The organism is Virgisporangium aliadipatigenens (assembly GCF_016863615.1).
Lineage (GTDB): Bacteria > Actinomycetota > Actinomycetes > Mycobacteriales > Micromonosporaceae > Virgisporangium > Virgisporangium aliadipatigenens.
On sequence record NZ_BOPF01000012.1, the window covers coordinates 119,589 to 136,222 of the forward strand.

21 protein-coding genes are annotated in these 16,634 nt (G+C 72.7%); 13 read left to right on the forward strand and 8 right to left on the reverse strand.

Annotation, left to right across the window (positions count from 1 at the left end; translation table 11 throughout):
* The first annotated feature begins 21 nt into the window (after window positions 1–21).
* Together pafA and Val02_RS17860 are read left to right on the forward strand one after the other, a co-directional pair.
* Window positions 22–1,380, forward strand: coding sequence for a Pup--protein ligase (gene pafA, locus Val02_RS17855; RefSeq protein WP_203900219.1), 1,359 nt, complete (start codon window positions 22–24; stop codon window positions 1,378–1,380).
* Window positions 1,381–1,536 carry a hypothetical protein gene (locus Val02_RS17860; protein WP_203900220.1) on the forward strand — a complete coding sequence of 52 codons (156 nt, stop codon included), beginning with the start codon at window positions 1,381–1,383 and terminating at the stop codon, window positions 1,534–1,536.
* A 128-nt stretch (window positions 1,537–1,664) separates the two neighbouring features.
* Here Val02_RS17860 and Val02_RS17865 read toward each other — a convergent pair whose 3' ends face one another.
* Window positions 1,665–2,714: a DUF3866 family protein gene (locus Val02_RS17865; protein ID WP_203900221.1), complete on the reverse strand. Its 1,050-nt coding sequence runs from the start codon at window positions 2,712–2,714 to the stop codon at window positions 1,665–1,667.
* A 66-nt stretch (window positions 2,715–2,780) separates the two neighbouring features.
* Here Val02_RS17865 and Val02_RS17870 point away from each other — a divergent pair, with 66 nt between their 5' ends.
* From Val02_RS17870 to Val02_RS17900, 7 genes are all read left to right on the forward strand, one after another.
* A complete protein-coding gene (locus Val02_RS17870) occupies window positions 2,781–3,791 on the forward strand; it encodes a helix-turn-helix transcriptional regulator (protein WP_203900222.1) in 1,011 nt (336 codons plus the stop codon).
* Window positions 3,792–3,882: 91 nt separating this feature from the next.
* Window positions 3,883–4,824, forward strand: a complete 942-nt coding sequence (locus Val02_RS17875; protein ID WP_203900223.1) for a helix-turn-helix transcriptional regulator — start codon at window positions 3,883–3,885, stop codon at window positions 4,822–4,824.
* A gap of 26 nt (window positions 4,825–4,850) precedes the next feature.
* Window positions 4,851–5,099, forward strand: a complete 249-nt coding sequence (locus Val02_RS17880) for a hypothetical protein (protein ID WP_203900224.1) — start codon at window positions 4,851–4,853, stop codon at window positions 5,097–5,099.
* 71 nt (window positions 5,100–5,170) lie between these two features.
* Window positions 5,171–5,428 carry a Sec-independent protein translocase subunit TatA gene (gene tatA / locus Val02_RS17885; RefSeq protein ID WP_203900225.1) on the forward strand — a complete coding sequence of 86 codons (258 nt, stop codon included), beginning with the start codon at window positions 5,171–5,173 and terminating at the stop codon, window positions 5,426–5,428.
* A gap of 66 nt (window positions 5,429–5,494) precedes the next feature.
* Window positions 5,495–6,430, forward strand: a complete 936-nt coding sequence (gene tatC / locus Val02_RS17890; protein ID WP_203900403.1) for a twin-arginine translocase subunit TatC — start codon at window positions 5,495–5,497, stop codon at window positions 6,428–6,430.
* 42 nt (window positions 6,431–6,472) lie between these two features.
* Window positions 6,473–7,390, forward strand: coding sequence for a YegS/Rv2252/BmrU family lipid kinase (locus tag Val02_RS17895; protein ID WP_203900226.1), 918 nt, complete (start codon window positions 6,473–6,475; stop codon window positions 7,388–7,390).
* Complete coding sequence (locus Val02_RS17900) at window positions 7,378–8,226, forward strand: hypothetical protein (RefSeq protein ID WP_203900227.1); 849 nt, start codon at window positions 7,378–7,380, stop codon at window positions 8,224–8,226. Before Val02_RS17895 ends, Val02_RS17900 begins: the two co-directional genes overlap by 13 nt.
* Window positions 8,227–8,396: 170 nt before the next feature.
* Here the strand turns inward: Val02_RS17900 and Val02_RS17905 are convergent, their stop codons facing one another.
* Window positions 8,397–8,870 carry a cupin domain-containing protein gene (locus tag Val02_RS17905; RefSeq protein WP_203900228.1) on the reverse strand — a complete coding sequence of 158 codons (474 nt, stop codon included), beginning with the start codon at window positions 8,868–8,870 and terminating at the stop codon, window positions 8,397–8,399.
* Between the two features lie 105 nt (window positions 8,871–8,975).
* Between Val02_RS17905 and Val02_RS17910 the strand changes: the two genes are divergently transcribed.
* Window positions 8,976–9,467, forward strand: a complete 492-nt coding sequence (locus Val02_RS17910; protein ID WP_239153121.1) for a MarR family winged helix-turn-helix transcriptional regulator — start codon at window positions 8,976–8,978, stop codon at window positions 9,465–9,467.
* Between the two features lie 72 nt (window positions 9,468–9,539).
* On the opposite strand, the gene Val02_RS17915 is transcribed toward Val02_RS17910, so the two are convergent.
* Window positions 9,540–10,778, reverse strand: a complete 1,239-nt coding sequence (locus Val02_RS17915) for a cellulose binding domain-containing protein (protein ID WP_203900230.1) — start codon at window positions 10,776–10,778, stop codon at window positions 9,540–9,542.
* A gap of 228 nt (window positions 10,779–11,006) precedes the next feature.
* On the opposite strand from Val02_RS17915, the gene Val02_RS17920 reads away from it, so the two are divergent.
* Complete coding sequence (locus tag Val02_RS17920) at window positions 11,007–11,363, forward strand: VOC family protein (RefSeq protein ID WP_203900231.1); 357 nt, start codon at window positions 11,007–11,009, stop codon at window positions 11,361–11,363.
* Window positions 11,364–11,392: 29 nt separating this feature from the next.
* Here the strand turns inward: Val02_RS17920 and Val02_RS17925 are convergent, their stop codons facing one another.
* Window positions 11,393–11,857, reverse strand: a complete 465-nt coding sequence (locus Val02_RS17925) for a hypothetical protein (protein ID WP_203900232.1) — start codon at window positions 11,855–11,857, stop codon at window positions 11,393–11,395.
* A 61-nt stretch (window positions 11,858–11,918) separates the two neighbouring features.
* On the reverse strand, window positions 11,919–12,425 hold the full coding sequence (locus Val02_RS17930; protein WP_203900233.1) for a MarR family winged helix-turn-helix transcriptional regulator: 507 nt from the start codon (window positions 12,423–12,425) through the stop codon (window positions 11,919–11,921).
* A 105-nt stretch (window positions 12,426–12,530) separates the two neighbouring features.
* On the opposite strand from Val02_RS17930, the gene Val02_RS17935 reads away from it, so the two are divergent.
* Window positions 12,531–13,472 carry an NADP-dependent oxidoreductase gene (locus tag Val02_RS17935; protein ID WP_203900234.1) on the forward strand — a complete coding sequence of 314 codons (942 nt, stop codon included), beginning with the start codon at window positions 12,531–12,533 and terminating at the stop codon, window positions 13,470–13,472.
* A 46-nt stretch (window positions 13,473–13,518) separates the two neighbouring features.
* Entirely contained in the window at window positions 13,519–14,469 is a 951-nt protein-coding gene (locus Val02_RS17940; RefSeq protein WP_203900235.1) for an alpha/beta hydrolase, read from the forward strand.
* Window position 14,470: 1 nt separating this feature from the next.
* On the opposite strand, the gene Val02_RS17945 is transcribed toward Val02_RS17940, so the two are convergent.
* From Val02_RS17945 to Val02_RS17955, 3 genes are read right to left on the reverse strand one after another with little or no spacing between them, the layout of a single operon-like run.
* Window positions 14,471–14,965 carry a LexA family protein gene (locus Val02_RS17945; RefSeq protein WP_203900404.1) on the reverse strand — a complete coding sequence of 165 codons (495 nt, stop codon included), beginning with the start codon at window positions 14,963–14,965 and terminating at the stop codon, window positions 14,471–14,473.
* Window positions 14,854–15,726, reverse strand: coding sequence for an LLM class flavin-dependent oxidoreductase (locus Val02_RS17950; protein ID WP_203900236.1), 873 nt, complete (start codon window positions 15,724–15,726; stop codon window positions 14,854–14,856). Before Val02_RS17950 ends, Val02_RS17945 begins: the two co-directional genes overlap by 112 nt.
* Window positions 15,723–16,607, reverse strand: a complete 885-nt coding sequence (locus tag Val02_RS17955; RefSeq protein WP_203900237.1) for a LysR family transcriptional regulator — start codon at window positions 16,605–16,607, stop codon at window positions 15,723–15,725. The genes Val02_RS17950 and Val02_RS17955 overlap by 4 nt, the downstream gene beginning before the upstream one ends.
* Window positions 16,608–16,634: the final 27 nt, after the last annotated feature.

Genomic DNA, 16,634 nt, shown 5'->3' on the forward strand with positions numbered 1-16,634 from the left:
CGTTACGGCTAATGTTCGGTCATGGACCGGCGCATTTTCGGCCTTGAGACCGAGTACGGGGTGACGTGCACCTACCGGGGGCAGCGGCGGCTGTCGCCGGACGAGGTGGCGCGTTACCTGTTCCGTCGAGTGGTGTCGTGGGGGCGTTCGAGCAACGTCTTCCTTCGTAACGGGGCCCGGCTCTACCTCGACGTGGGCTCCCATCCGGAGTACGCGACGCCGGAGTGCGACAACGTCGCGGACCTCGTGGTGCACGACCGTGCCGGTGAGCGGATCCTCGAGGGGCTGCTCGTCGACGCGGAGAAGCGGCTGCACGACGAGGGGATCGCCGGCGAGATCTACCTGTTCAAGAACAACACCGACTCCGCCGGCAACTCCTACGGCTGCCACGAGAACTACCTCGTGTCCCGCCACGGGGAGTTCGGGCGGCTGGCCGACATTCTCATTCCGTTCCTGGTCACGCGGCAGTTGATCTGCGGCGCGGGCAAGGTGCTCAGCACCCCGCGCGGCGCGGTCTACTGCCTGTCCCAGCGGGCCGAGCACATCTGGGAGGGCGTGTCGTCGGCGACGACCCGTTCCCGCCCGATCATCAACACGCGCGACGAGCCGCACGCGGACGCGGAGCGCTACCGCCGGCTGCACGTCATCGTCGGCGACTCCAACATGAACGAGGTCACCACCCTCCTCAAGGTCGGCAGCGCCGACATCGTGCTGCGCATGATCGAGGCCGGCGTCGCGATGCGCGACCTCACGCTGGAAAATCCCATCCGCGCGATCCGGGAGGTCAGCCACGACGTCACCGGCCGCCGCAAGGTGCGCCTGGCCAGCGGCAAGGAGGCCTCCGCGCTGGAGATCCAGCAGGAGTACTACGCCAAGGCGATGGAGTTCTGCGAGCGCCGCGGGGCCGACCAGGTCACCAAGCGCGTGCTGGACCTGTGGGGCCGGGTGCTGGCCGCGGTCGAGTCCGGCGATCTGACCTCCGTCGACCGCGAGATCGACTGGGTCACCAAGCTCCGCGTCATCGAGGGCTACCAGCGCAAGCACGACCTGCCGCTGTCGCACCCGCGGATCGCCCAGATGGACCTCGCCTACCACGACCTGCGCCGCGGCCGCGGCCTCTACGGCCTGCTCGAACGCAAGAACAAGATCGACCGGGTCGCCTCCGACATCGAGATCTTCGAGGCGAAGGAGACCCCGCCGCAGACCACCCGGGCGCGGCTGCGCGGCGAGTTCATCCGGCACGCCCAGGAGCGGCGCCGCGACTTCACCGTCGACTGGGTGCACCTCAAGCTCAACGACCAGGCGCAGCGGACCGTGCTCTGCAAGGACCCGTTCCGGGCCTACGACGAGCGGGTCGACCGGCTGATCGCGAGCATGTAGTTGCCCAAGCCGGGGTGGTTGCTGCGCCGTCGGGACAAGATCGTGGAGGAGGTCCGTCGCAACCGCGAAGGCGGGCACAAGGTGCCCACCTGGGTGTTGGCGGTGGTCCTGGTGGCGTTCGTGGGCGCCTGGGCCGCGGTGATCATTTTTTCTTAGGGTTTTTGCGACGGTCCGTCGGGGGCACTACCGCTGCTCCCGCCGGGTCGCTGCGCTCCACGCCCGCGTCCCCAAGTACTGGGGCGTTACGCATGTCAAAGACGCGTTTTGGCCTGCGTAACGCCCCACTACTTGAGGGCGGCGGCGTGGCGGCCGGCGGCGGCGGCGGCCACGAAGTAGGCGTAGTCGGCGTCCAGGTCGCGGCCCATCGTGGACAGCTTCACCGGCAGGGCGCGCAGCGCGGCGTCCAGGCCGACGGGATCCACCTCCACCACAGTGTGCCGGCTGAGGCGGGACAGGGCCGCGCGCACCTCGGGGCCGGCGTCGGCGGGGATGACGAGGTCGGCCGGGGCCAGTGCGACGCGGCCGTAGGCCGTGAGGCTGTGGTGCGAGATGCCGCGGTGCCTGGGCCGGGGGTCGGCGTCGGAGATGCGCAGGGAGCCGACCGGCCGGCCGCCGAGCACGGCCGCGGCGTTGACGGCCTCGCCGCAGGCGACTCCGGAGAAGCCCCACTCGGTGCCCGTTCCGAGGTTGCCGGGGCCCTGGGCGACGATCGCCACGTCCGCCGCCAGGCCGTGCCGGGCCGCCAACAGCCCGCCGTGCAGGTTGGTCGCCTCCAGGTCCCCGCCGAACGCCTGACCCACCGTCACCACGCCGGCGAGCAGCCCCGCCAGGGCGTCAAGCGTCCTGGAGAACCAGGCGGGCAGTGCGCCGCCGTCGGTCATCACGTAGGCGACGCGGGCCGTTGGCCGGTCGGCCAGAACGCCGGCCAGCACGGCGGGCAGCGCGGAGTGCAGGTCCGCCGTGACGACCGGCATGCCGGCCAGGTCGTGCGCGGCCGCCAGGGTCTCCCGCAGCGGGGAGGCCTCCTCGTCGGCCGCCAGCACCACCGCCTGCAACGGGGTGTACCGGGCTTTCACGGCGTGTCCGGGCGCGGGCGGCGGATCCGGTGGCAGCCGGTCGGGGAGCGCCACGACGAGGGCGTAGCCGCCGGTGCCGAGGCCCATGGCGAGCGCGTTGACGTTGAGCAGCACGCGGTCGCCGGGCTCCGGTTCGCCGACCAGAGCGGGATAGGCGAGCGCACGCAGCGTGTCCTCGCCGACACGCACATCGAGTTCCACGGCGCCGCGCCAGTGACGACGTCGTGACAGGACGGTACCGTTGCGCCACCGAATCACGACGGTCACGCTAACGGGTGCGCCACCGCCGACATTTCGCGGGAGGGCGCTGCTACGGTCGTGGGCGTGTCGCGCAGTCGCACCGAACGGCTGGTCAACCTCGTGATCTGCCTCCTGGCCACGCGTCGGTTCCTGACCGCCGCGCAGATCGCGCTGACCGTGCCCGGGTACGAGCACGATCCCGAGGATCCGCGCGAGCACGACGCGTTCCAGCGCAAGTTCGAACGGGACAAGGCCGAGCTGCGTGACCTGGGCGTTCCCCTGGAGACCGGCACGGCGAGCGTGTTCGACACGGAGCCCGGCTACCGCATCGCGCGGCGCGAGTACGCGCTGCCCGACATCCACCTGGAGCCCGAGGAGGCGGCCGCGATCGGGATCGCCGCGCGGCTGTGGCGCAACGCCGGCCTGGCCGCCGCCGCGTCGTCCGGGCTGACGAAGCTGCGCGCCGCCGGTGTCGAGGTCGATCCGACGACGACGCTCGGGGTCGAGCCCGTGGTGACCGTGGATCCGGCGTTCGAGCCGCTGACCTCGGCGGTGCGGGCGGGGCAGGCGGTGACGTTCGGCTACCGGACGCCGGAGGCCGACGCGGCGGCCACCCGCAAGCTGCAGCCCTGGGGCGTGGTGTGCTGGCGGGGCCGCTGGTACGTCGTGGGGCACGACCTCGACCGCGGTGCGACCCGCTGTTTCCGGCTGTCGCGCATCGTCGGCGGGGTGCGCCGGATCGGCCGCCCGGGCGCCTACGAGCCGCCGCGGGACGTGGACCTCATCGATCACGTCGCCCGCTGGTCCGGCCCGGTCGAGCGGACCAAGCAGGCGAGCGTGCTGGTGCGGCCGGGGCGGGCGGACGGGATCCGGCGCTGGGCGCAGGAGATCGTCGCCGGGCCGGACGGCGACCGGATGGTGCTCGGCTACGCCGACGTGGACCAGTTCGCGGCGTGGCTGGTGGGCTACGGCGCCGACGTGGTCGTGCTGGACCCGCCCGAGGTGCGCGAGTGCGTGATCGGGCGGCTGCGGGAGATCGCCGCCCAGCACCCGGCGACCGAGCCGGCCGTGCGCCCCGAGGGCGTGCCGGCGTGACCGGTCCGGAGCGTAGCGGAGGGGCCGGTCACCATGGGGCGCTGTCCTCCTCGGACGGTCGCGGCGGCGCCGACCGGAGGGAGGTGCCGGCGTGACTTCGACCGATCGGGTGGGGCGGCTGCTCACGCTCGTTCCCTATCTGCTGGCCAGACCGGGGATCAGCGTCGACGAGGCGGCGGCCGACCTGGACGTGACCGACCGTCAGCTGCGCGAGGACCTCGAACTCCTCTGGGTCTGCGGCCTGCCCGGATACGGCCCGGGCGACCTGATCGACATGGCGTTCGACGGCGACCGGGTGACGATCACCTACGACGCCGGCATGGACCGGCCGCTGCGGCTCAACCAGGACGAGGCGCTGGCCCTGATCGTGGCGCTGCGGATGCTCGCCGAGACCCCCGGCGTGGGCGAACGCGACGCCATCGAACGCGCGCTGGCCAAGCTGGAGAACGCCGCGGGCGAGTTCGCGGAGGCCCCCGTGGCGGTGCGCATGGCGGGCAACGCCGACCGGCTGGAGGAGTTCCGCAAGGTGGTACAGCGGCGGCGGGCCCTGCGCATCACGTACTACACGGCGAGCCGCGACGAGATCACCGAACGCGTCGTCGACCCCATGCGCGTGCTGGTCATGAGCGGCAAGTCGTACATGGAGGCGTGGTGCCGCCGCGCCGAGGCGGTGCGGATGTTCCGGATCGACCGGATCGACGCCTACGAGGAGCTGGCCGAACCGGCGGCGCCCCCGCCGCAGGCCCGTTCCGCGGAGGTGCGCGACAGCGTCTTCACCCCCACGCCCGACCTGCCCCTGGTGCGGCTGCGGGTGGACCGTTCCGCGCGCTGGATCACCGAGTACTACCCGTGCGAGGAGGTGCACCGCGACGCCGACCGCTGGGTCGTCACGATGCGGGTCGCCGACCTGGGCTGGGCACGGCGGCTGGTGCTCGGCCTCGGGGCCGGGGTGACGGTGCTGTCGCCGCCGGACCTGGTGGCGGTGGTCGGCGGAGAGGCACGCGCCGCGCTGGACGCCTACGTCGCGCCGTAGCGGGTGACCTCGGATAGGGTCGTACGGTGACGTTGTGGCTCTCGGTCGGCGTGATCGCTCTCGCGCTGTTCATCCTGGTGTATGCCGCCGCGCGGCTGTTGGGCGGGCTGCGGGAGTTCGGCTACGCGCAGCGGGCCCTGCTGGTGCGCGCCGACCAGGCCAAGCAGTTGGAGGAGCCGATCGCCGAGCTGCAGCGCCAGACCGAGGCGATGCAGGAGCAACTGGAGACCATCGCCGCGGCGGTTGAGCGGCGAACGGCCGCGAAGGACGACTGAGGCGTCTACCGGCCTGCTCCCGGGCCGCCGTAGGATGGGCGCCGACAACCCGATCTGTGAAGGTGACTCGTATGAGCGCACTCAAGCCCTGGCACATCATCGTCCTGGTGGTGGTGCTCATTCTGCTCTTCGGTGCCAAGCGGCTGCCCGACGCGGCGCGTTCCCTCGGCCGGTCCCTGCGGATCATCAAGGCGGAGACCGCGGGCCTGCGCGACGACGACGTGGCGGCCAAGGCCGAGGCCCAGCGCGGTCACGCCCCGCTGACGGCGGACGAGCGGCCGTCGCCCCCGCCGGTGGTCGACCCCATCGACCGCGCCCGCGACCGCTGACCGATGGGCTTGCTTCCCGTCCGTCGGCGGCGTCGGGAGGAGTTCGAACGGGCCGCCGACGGCTCCATGACTCTCATGGAGCATCTGCGCGAGCTGCGTGACCGGCTGTTCAAGGCGGTGCTCGGCGTCGTGGCGGGCATGATCCTGGGCTGGTTCCTGTCGGACTTCGTGCTCAACCTGCTCACCGACCCGTTCTGCGCGGCGGTCCGCGAGATCGCGATCGACAAGAACGGCGGCACGCCGCCCGCCGACTGGACCTGCGACGGCCACCTGATCCAGCTCAAGGCCGGCGCCGGTCTCCAGGTGCGGCTGCAGGTCTCGATGTGGATCGGCCTGATCGTGGCCGGCCCGATCTGGCTGTACCAGCTGTGGGCGTTCATCGCGCCGGGGTTGCACCGGCACGAGCGGCGCTGGGCGTACGCCTTCGCCGGTGCGGCGGCGCCGCTGTTCGCCCTCGGTGCGCTGCTGGCCTACGTCGTGGTCGCGCAGGGCCTCGCGCTGCTGCTGAGCTTCGCGCCGGACGACACCGCCTCGACGCTGGAGCTGACCGGGTACATCGACTTCATCACCGGGCTGATGCTGCTGTTCGGGGTGGCGTTCGAGTTCCCGTTGGCGATCCTGCTGCTCAACGTGGCCGGGGTGGTCAGTGCCAAGAAGCTGCTGAGCTGGTGGCGGGTCATCGTCTTCCTGTTCTTCCTGTTCGCGGCCGTGGCGACGCCGACCGCCGACCCGTTCGGGATGACGTTCCTGGCGCTCGCGCTCTCCGCGCTCTATTTCGGGGCCTGCGGGCTCGCCGCGCTCAACGACAAGCGGCGTGCGCGCAAGTCGGGCGAGTCGTTCGGCAACCTGTCCGACGACGAGATCTCTCCCCTGTCGTTCGAACCGGCGGACGGTGCCGAATCGCTCGCCGCCGAGCCCGTGGCCGTCGCCGCTCCGCTGCCACCCGTGGAGCCGGTCGCCGCGCCGACGCCGCTCGAACGTCGATACGACGACATCACCTGACGGGTGCGCCCGCATCGGGGCGTCGGCCGGTAGCCTGCTGCCGTGCCGGACGCCCCGATCGCTCTGTTGGCCAACCCGACCGCGGCGCGGGGGCGCCACGCGGGGCTGTTGCGTGCGATCGCCGTGGCGCTCTCGTCCGCCGGCCGTCCCGTGCGGATCATGTCGGCCGCCGACCGGGCCGCCGCGCTGGCCGCCGTCGGGACGGCCGTTCGGGACGGGGTCGCGGCGCTGGTGGTCGCCGGCGGGGACGGCACCGTCCACCTGGGGCTGCAGGCGGTCGCCGGTACCGGACTGCCGTTCGGGGTCGTGCCGGCGGGCTCCGGAAACGACTTCGCCGAGGCGCTCGGGCTCCCAGCCGACCCGGTGCGGGCGGCCGAGGGTGCCGCGCGCGCACTCGCCGAGGGGCGCACGCGCGCCGTCGACCTGGCCCGGCTGACGGCCGCCGACGGGGCGGTGACCTGGTTCGGGGCGGTGCTCGGGGCCGGGTTCGACTCGATCGTCAACGAGCGGGCCAACCGCATGCGGTTCCCGCGGGGCCCGAGCCGCTACGACATCGCGATCTTCGCCGAACTGGTCCGGCTCCGCCCGCGCCGCTACACGATCACGCTCGACGGCGTCGTGCACGAACTCCCCGCGGTGCTGGTCGCCGTCGGCAACACGAGCAGCTACGGCGGCGGGATGCGGATCTGCCCCGACGCCGACCCCACGGACGGGCTGCTCGACGTGGTGCTCGCCGATCCGATGTCGCGCTGGACGTTGACCCGCCTCAAGCCCCGGCTCGCCACGGGTGCGCACGTCACGCATCCGCTCGTGCACGTGTTCCGGGCGAGGGAGGTGGAACTGGCGGCGGAGGGCATCACCACCTACGCCGACGGCGAGCGGGTGGCGGCGCTGCCGGTGCGCATTCTGGCCGTTCCCGCGGCGTTGAACCTGCTGGATTCCGGCCCGTGTACCACCTGACGAACGTCCTCGCGGACGACGGCCGGTGGGACGACCTGCTGGCCTTCGCCGCGGATCCGGCCGGTGCGGCGGGGGAGCGGCGGCACGTGGCGCACGTGGTGGCGCTGGAGGCACCGCCGCCGTTCGCAGTGGCCGCCGCGGAGCTCTTCCCGGACGGTCGGGGGCACATCGGGCCGCTGTGGGACGTCGTCGCGAGCCGGAACGAGTGGTGCGCGCTCGCCCCGCACCTGAGCGATCCCGGCGTGCGGCGGCTCGTCGCGCAGACCCGCGTGCTGCGCGGCGAGGACCTCTCCGCCGAGGACGCCGACGACGCCGATCCGCCGCTGCGCCTGCGGGAGTGGGAGGCGGCCCGCTGGGACCCGGAGCGGGACATGTGGTCCTACGACCGCAACGGCTGCACCGGCGCGACGATGTGGGCCTTTCCCGGGCCCCTGGTCCCGCCGTCGGTCTCGCCGGCGACCGGACGCCCGCCCGTGGAGCACGCGGCCGTGGCGCTGCTGGACGGGCTGTCGCCGGTGGTCCGGGCGCACGCGGTGCGGGGTCCTGTCCGCAGGGGCACGACGGCCTGGTTCGCTGACGCCTACCCGCATCTGGTGCAGGTGGCGACGGGTGAGCGGGCCGCCGGACGCGGTACCGGTCACGCGCTCGCCCGGATCGCGCTGTGGCGGGCACTGGCCGCGTCGGCCGGAGCCCGCGACGCCGTCGACGCGTTCGTCGAACGCCTGCGCTGCGTCACCTGGCGCCGGCCCGAGGACGTGATGTACCACCTGCGCCTGGTCCTGGAGGACCCGACGACGGGGATCGCCTTCGTCCTGACCGGCACCGACCGCGACTAGGTCCTGTCTCGTGGATCACGCCGGCCTGCGGCGGTACGGCGGTGAGGTGGGTGGCTGGGCGCGGAGCCGGCAGCGGAGCGGCCGGTCACGCGAAGCGGACCGGCCCGGAGCGGTGCGCGCGGGAGCGTACGGTCGTGCCCCCGGCGGACGCGCGTAGATAGAGATCTTTGTCAGACTTCGGGAAGGACGACGAGGCCGGTGCGTTCGATGATGTCGGCGACCTGGGCGGCGCGGTCCATGTCCCACACGACCGGCTGCTGACCCGGTACCGGCTCGTCGCCGCCCTCGACGAAGAGCGCCTCGGGGCCGCCCGGCGTGAACATGAACAGCGTGCGGGCGGGCGTGTTGGAGATGTTCTTGAACCGGTGCCGGCGCCCGCGCGGGATGAACAGGAACGAGCCGGCCTCGGCGACGAAGGTGCGGTCCCCGTCGAGGAACTCCAGCGCGCCGTCGAGCAGGTAGAACGCCTCGTCCTCGGCGGTGTGCGCGTGTGCGATCGGCCCGCTGTCGGGCGGCACGATCGCCTCGATGAACGCGAACGCGCCGTTGGTGTCCTTGGCGGTGGCCTTCATCGTGTAGATGTCGCCGGAGACCCACTTGGTCAGGCCCTCGCCGGCGGGAACGTGCAGGATTTCGAAGCTCATGACTCGACACCGTAAGTGCTTGTACAAACAAGTTACAAGTGGTTGATATACCAGTACTTCGAGGTGTGTGCCGCCGCGGCGGACCGTCCGCGTATGGTGTCGTGCGTGCCGGGAAAGCCGCTCGACCAGCCGCTGGAGGCCGATGAGGAGGCCGTGTGGCGGGCCCTCGCGCGGGTGGTGCTCGTGCTGCCCCGGCTCATGGACGCGGACCTGCTGCAGCGGCGCAACCTGACGCTGTCGGAGTACACGGTGCTGATGACGCTGTCGGAGGCGCCGGGGCGTTCGATGCGGATGGCCGAACTGGCCGCGCGGGTGCCGATCACGCTCAGCGGCCTCACCCGGCTCGTCGAACGGCTGGCCCGCCAGGACATGGTGACCCGCGCGCGTTCCGGTGCCGACGGGCGGGGTCAGGAGGCGGTGCTCACCGACGCCGGCTTCGAACGCCTCCGGGAGGCCTGGCCGGCGCACCTGCAGAGCGTGCGGCGCATCGTCCTGGAGAACCTCGACGGGGTGGACCTGCCGGCGCTGACGCGGGCCCTGGAGGCGATCGCCGATCACGAGGACGACCGGCGACCCATCCGTCGCAGGGCCCGCTAGGCCGTGTGTCGAAGTGGTCGGTCGAGCTGAGTCCGCCGCAGGCCGGCCAGCCGCTTCGACACACGGCCTAGGTCAGCAGCCCACCCGGGACGTGCCCACCACCACGTCGTCGAACCACAGCGTGTCGGCGTCGCTGCCGTAGCTCTCCCAGCCCAGCCGCAGGTCGGTGAGCGCCGGCCGCCAGTTGCCCCGGGCCAGCCACTGGCTGTCCACGTCGTGCGTGGGCACGCCGTCGACGACGAGGCCGGTCACCTCGGTGCCGTTCAGCCAGGTGCGCAGCGTGCCGGCGGCACCGTCCACTGTGTACTCGACGCAGTTCCAGGCGTTGGTGGGCAACGGTTTGCTCAGGGAGACGCCGGTCGGGCTCTGTTCGGGCAGCGTCGCGTCGTCGGACTCGCGGTTCCACTGCAGGGCGCCGTTCTGGCCGCCCATGCGCAGGTCCTTGTTGCCGTCGGCGCTGTCCCGCATCGCGGCGAACGTCGTGTGCGTCGCCGGCAGCGCCGTCGTGTGGCGCACGTAGAAGCGCGTGTACCGGACGCTGCCGACCCGCGACAGGTCCACAGTGGACTGCACGAACACGTGGTTGCAGTATCCGCCGCCGCCGTTGACGCGCAACGACTTCGTGCCGCTGCGGGCGATGCCGGTGTCCACTGTGGCCGTTCCGGTGCCGGAGCAGTTGGGGAACGACATGGTCCAGCCGCCCGAGGGCGTGGTGCCGGTCTGGGTCTCGAAGCCGTCGCAGAGGGCGGCGCCGTTGCAGCCGACGGGGCCGGACGGGCGTGGGCTACCGCTCTGAGAGGGGCTCGGGCTGCTCGGAGAGGGGCTCAAGCTTCCTCCCTGGGACGGGCTCGGGCTTCCTCCCTGGGACGGCGTCGGGGACGAGGTGCCGCCGCCGTTGCAGGCGACGCCGTTGAGCGTGAAGCCGGTCGGCGCGCCGAGCGTGCCGGTGTACGTGCCCTGCACGCCGAACTCGGCCGTCCCGTTCGCCGGCACGGTGCCGTTCCAGCCGGCGTCGCGGGCCGTCACGGCGGTGCCGGACTGGGTGACGGTGGCGTTCCAGGCGTTGGTCACCTTCGCGTCGCCCGGGTACGTCCAGGTGAGCGTCCAGCCGCTGAGGGCCTGGTCGCCGCCGCTCAGGCGGACGTTGGCGGTGAAGCCGTTGGTCCAGGCGTTCGGCTGGTAGGTGACCGTGCAGCCGGTCGCGGCGCTGGCCCGCGGGGCCGTCACGGCGACGAAGGCCGCACCGGCGAACGCCAACCCGACGGCGAGCGCGCCGACCAACCGTGTCCGCCGCAGGTGTGCTGTGCGCATCGACGCTCCCGTTCGTTCCCAGGGGTCCGGTCCGGCCCGCTCCGGCCCGCTCCGGTCCCGAGAATGGCAGCACCCGCCGGATCCGGGGACCGGCGCACGGCCGCTCGATGCCCGTCGATGCGTTCTCCGCGCAGGTCAGCGCCGGTCGGGAAGATGTCGCGTGGATGAAACCTTGCAGCCCCGCGATCCGGACGTCGATCGTCCGGAACCGGTCCTACGATCCGGGGCATGGCTATCGCACGTTTCCCCAGCTTCGTGATCGACTGCCCGGATCCGGCCGCGCTCGCCCGCTTCTACGGGGAACTGCTGGACTGGAAGGTCGAGTCGTCCGACGACTGGGCCGACATCCGCGCGGACAACGGCAACTGCATCTCGTTCCAGAAGGTGGACGACTACACGCCGCCGCAGTGGCCGGATCAGCGGGTGCCGCAGCAGGTGCACCTCGACGTCATCGTCGACGACCTCAACACCGGCGAGGCGGCCGTGCTCGCCCTCGGCGCGACCCGCCACGCGCACCAGCCGGGCACGTCGTTCCGGGTGTTCCTGGACCCGGCCGGCCACCCGTTCTGCCTCTGCGTGAACTGACCCCGCTCAGCGGGGCCGGCGGGCTGCGCTCACGTCGTGAACGCCACCAGGTACACCACCGGCTCGGCCGGCCGGTCGTTGTCGACGAGCACCTTGCGGTACACCGCCTCCACGGGCGCGGCGGTCTGGTCGAGCCCGGCCACGTCCGTCGCGCCGTCGGGCTTCCACGCGGCGTCGCCGGTGCGGTCGCCGTTGGTCACCGCGCGGGTGCCGGCGGCCGGTGCGGTGAAGCCGCTGCCGGTCAGGAACGCGGGCAGTTCGGCCGCCGGGACGCGCAGCTTGGCGGTCAGGTGGTAGTCGATGCCGGCCTGGTAGCGCGTCGATTCGACCACGGTGCCGGCGGTGAGCCGCACCTTGGCGTACTTCTGCAGTTCGTCGTTCGTGAGCGTGCGCGCGCCGACGTCGCGGCCGTCACCGGGATCCGTGGTGGCGCAACCGCTTCCGAGCACGGCGACGGCGGCCAGTGCCAGGGCGGCGACGAACGATCTTCGCATGCCGGAAACGGTAGCGACGGCGATCGACGTTCCGGCCGGCGCGGGCGTTCGATGACACGAATCAGGGGGACTTCTTGCGGCGTCGCGGCGCCGCCGAACGGGGCGGCGTCGCGCGCATGTGGTCGCGCACCGGCGTCAGCAGCGCGGCGAGGGTCTGCGCGTCGGCGCGGGGGAGCGGGTCGAAGAGCATCCGGGTGACCACCTCGGTGTGTCCGGGGAAGACCTTGGCGAGCAGCGCCCGCCCGGCGTCGGTGATGGTGACCGTGGTGGCGCGTTCGTCGCCGGGGGTGGGGGTGCGGGTGACCAGACCCGCCTTCTCGAGCAGGCCCGCCTGGTAGGTGAGGCCGCTGCGGCTGAACACGATGCTGTCGGCCAGGTCGGTCATGCCGCGGCTGCCGTCGGGCGACCAGCGGTCGAGCCGGGCCAGGATCTGGAACTGCACGAAGCTGATCGAGCCGTCCTCGCGCAACTGCTGCTCGATGGCGTGCCGCAGCAGGCTGGTCACCTCGATGAGGGCGAAATAGGCGCCGAGCTGCACGGGGTCGACCGACTCCGGCGCGTGTGACATGGCTCAGGTCCCTTGTTTCGAATTCGAAGCATCGCTAGCGTGATCATCGTGCTTCGAGTTCGAAGCATCTGCGGTTCAAGCGCAGCCTACCGAAGCGAGGCCCCGATGAAGGCAGTGCGTTTCCACCAGTACGGCGATCCGGACGTGCTCCGCTACGAGGACGTGGAGTTGCCCGTCCCCGGCGCCGGCGAGGTCCGGATCCGCGTCGCCGCGACGTCGTTCAACGGCGTCGACGGCAACATCCGCGCCGGCTTCATGCAGGGCCCCATCCCGGTGACGCTGCCGCACACGCCCGGACTCGACGTCGCCGGCACGGTGGACGCGCTCGGTGAGGGCGTGGCCGGGGTCGCGGTCGGCGACGAGGTCATCGGGTTCCTGCCGATGACGGGGACCGGCGCCTCCGCGGAGTACGTCATCGCGCCGGCCGGCATCCTCGCGCCGGCGCCGAAGGGCCTCCCGCTGGCGGACGCCGCCGCGCTGCCGCTGGTGGGCCTCACCGCGTGGCAGGCGCTGTTCGACCACGGTGGGCTGAAGGCCGGCCAGCGCGTGCTGGTCAACGGCGCGGGCGGGGCGGTCGGCGGCTACGCCGTGCAGCTGGCGAAGCTCAGCGGCGCGCACGTGGTCGCGACGGCCAGTCCCCGCAGCCTCGCGCGGGTCAGGGCCGCCGGCGCCGACGAGGTCGTCGACCACACCGCCGCCGACGTGCTGACCGCGGTGACCGAGCCGGTCGACCTCGTGCTCAACCTCGCGCCGGTCGACCCGGCGGTGCTGGCCGCGCTGGTCGGGCTCGTTCGCCCCGGCGGTGTCCTGGTCAACACGACCGTGTGGATGCCGGCGCCCAGCGACGAGGGACGCGGCGTGCGCGGCGTCGACCTGTTCGTCCGCAGCGACGCCGAGCAGCTGGCCCACCTGGCCACCCTGGTCGGCAGCGGCGAGCTGCGGGTCGAGGTGGCGCAGCGGGTGCCGCTCGCCGAGCTGCCCGCGGTGCACGCGAACGCGGCCGGCCTCTCCGGCAAGGTCGTCGTCGTCGTTTCCACCGAGTCCTAGTCGTTCCCACCGAGTTGTCGTTCCCGCCGAGTTTGAGGAAGAGGCCATGTCGTTCAGCCTGGATCCGGAGTTCGCCGCGGCGATGGCGCCGATGGCCGCGGGGATGGCCGCCGTCACCCCGCCGGCCGTGGGCGACATCGCGGGCCGCCGCGCCATGTGGGAGCCGATCATCGGCGCCGCCGGAACCGCCCAGCCCGTCCCCGACGACGTGACGACGCGCGAGTTCTTCGCGACGGCCGCCGACGGCGAACGGATCACGCTGCGCTGGTACGCGAAGGACGGCGCGGCACCGGGCCCGGCCGCGCTGTTCTTCCACGGCGGCGGGTACATCTTCGGGCACATCGACCTGTTCGACGGGCCGGTCGCCCGCTACGTCTCCGGCAGCGGCGTGCCGATGCTCTCCGTCGAGTACCGCCGCGCGCCGGAGCACCCGTTCCCGACGCCGCTGGAGGACGGCTACGCCGCGCTGCGCTGGCTGCACGAGCACGCCGCCGAACTGGGCGTCGACCCCGACCGGATCGGCGTGATGGGTGACAGCGCCGGTGGTGGCCTGGCGGCGGGGCTGTCGATCCTGGCCCGCGACCGCGGCGGCCCCCGGATCGCCCGGCAGATCCTGATCATGCCGATGCTCGACGATCGCAACATGACGCCGGACCCGCATGTCGCGCCGTTCGCGCTGTGGTCCTACGACGACAGCCGCACCGCGTGGCCGGCGCTGCTCGGCGACGCGGCCGGCGGACCCGACGTTCCGGCGACGGCCGCTCCGGCCCGGCTCGAGGACGCCGCCGGCCTGCCGCCGGCCTACATCGAGGTCGGCCAGATCGACGCGTTCCGCGACGAGGACATCGCCTACGCCGCGAAGCTCAGCCGCGCCGGCGTGCCGGTGGAGTTCCACCTGCATCCCGGTGTGCCGCACGAGTTCGACTCGATCGCGTTCGACTCCGACGTCGCGCGCCGGGCCGTCGCCGACCGCATCCGCGTGCTGCGCTCGATCTGAGTCAGATCCGACGGACCACGGAGACGACCTTGCCGAGGATCTCGGCGCCCTCACCCGGGATCGCGTCATAGGCGGGATTCCGGGGAACGAGTTCGGCCCGCCCGTCGCGCACCCGATAGCCGGCCACGGTCGTCTCGCCGTCGACCAGCGCCGCGACGATGTCCCCGCTGTCGGCGGTCTGCTGCCGGCGCACCACGACGATGTCGCCGTCGCGGATGGCCGCGCCGATCATCGAGTCGCCGCGGACCGTCAGCGCGAACAGGGTGCCGTGGCCGACCAGGGCCTCCGGCAGCGCGAGCTCGTCGTCGGGGTCCTGGTCGGCCGGGATCGTCACACCGGCACCATAGCGTGCCGTTAGAACAGGTGATCTAACGGCACGCCCGATCAGTCGACCAGGGGGCGGATGTCGCGCGCGACCATCTCGATGAAGCCCTCGAGATCCGGTTCGTCCGGGGTCGGCTGCAGGATCACCGTCTGCGCGCCGGCCGCCGCCCAGGTGCGCACCGCCGCCGCGATCGCCTTCGCGTCGCCGGTCACCACCCTGTCCACAGTGGACTCGTAGCCCCAGCGCTCCCGTTCGCCCTCCATGCGCTCGTCGGCGGTCGGGCCGGTGGCCGCGTGCACGTACAGGACCACCGGCACCGGCTCGGGGCGGGAGGCGGCGTGCGCACCCTCGTTCAACAGAGAGATCGCCTCGGTGAGCGCGGCGGGTGAGGTGCCCGCGACGACGACCGCCCCGTCGGCCGATCCACCCACCAACCGCATGGAACGCGGCCCGATCGCGCCGGCGAGGATCTCCGGCGCCCGCTCCGGCGGCCAGTCCAGCGTGACGTTGCGCAGCGTGACGTAACGCCCCTCGGTGCTGACGGTCTCGCCGCGCAGCAGCGCCCGCAGCGCGTCGAGGTACTCGCGCAGCAGCGTCAACGGCGACTCGACACGGGCGTTGACCTGGTGCATCCAGTCCTGCGCGCCGTGCCCGACGGCGATGCGCACGCGGCCGGGGAAGAGCCGTTCGAGGGTGGCGATCTCCATCGCGGTCGCGGCGACGTTGCGCAGCGGCACCGGCAGCAGGCCGACGCCGACCCGCAGCGTGTCGCTCCAGGCGAGCGCCGCCGCGGCCGTCGCGATGCCGCTCTCGCGGAAGCAGTCCTCCCAGAGCCACAGCTCCTCGAGGCCGCACTCCTCGGCCTTTTCCACGATGGAACGGAGCCGCTCCGGCGGCAGGTACGGAAGGAAGACGGCGCCCAGTGTGGTCATGAGCAAAGGCTAGCGATCTCCACGCGCACCAGCTCGCGGAGCCAGGCGTGCGCGGCGTCCGTGTCGTAGCGCTGGTGCCAGACGCAGACGAGCGGCGCCGCCGGCACCGGCAGCGGAAGCGGCGTGGTGTGCAGCCCGAACGCCGCCACCAGCGGCCGGCACATCAGCTCCGGCGCGGTCAGCAGGAAGTCGCCGGCGCTGACGGTGTGCAGCGCGGCGGCGGTGGTGCCGACCGACGCGACGACCCGGCGGTGCAGCCCGCGCTCGGCGAGCAGCGTGTCGACCGGGTCGCTGAGCCGGCCGCGCCGGGAGATCAGGATGTGCTGCCGCGCGGCGTACCCCTCGAGGTCGAGTCGGCCCGGGTCCCGCCGGACGACCACGAGCCGGTCGTGCCCGACGGTCGCGGAGCCGAACTCCGGCAGCGCCGGCGGATCGGCCCCGATCTCCAGGTCGACGCGGCCGTGCCGCAGGTCGTCGGTGTCCACACTGGACTCCGCCAGGAACCGCAGCCGCACGCCCGGCGCCGCGTCGGCGACCGCCCGCAGCAGCGGCGGGGCGAGGGTCATGGCGACGGCGTCGTGGCACTGCAGCGTGAAGGTGCGATCGAGCGCGGCGAGGTCCAGCTCGCGGCTCGGTGCCAGCACGGCGCTGGCCTGGCGCACCAGCTCGGCGACCTGCTCCCGAACGGCGAGCGCGTACGGCGTGGGCGTCATCGTGCGGCCGGTGCGCACCAGGATGTCGTCGCCGGTCAACCGGCGGATGCGGCCCAGGGTGCGGCTGACGGCGGGTGAGGACAGGCGCAGGCGGTCGGCGGCGCCCATGACGCTGCCCTCCTCGAGGAGGGCGTGCAGGGCGGTGAGGAGGTTGAGATCTAGTTGCATCGCGGTAAATCCTAACCTAACAAGAGT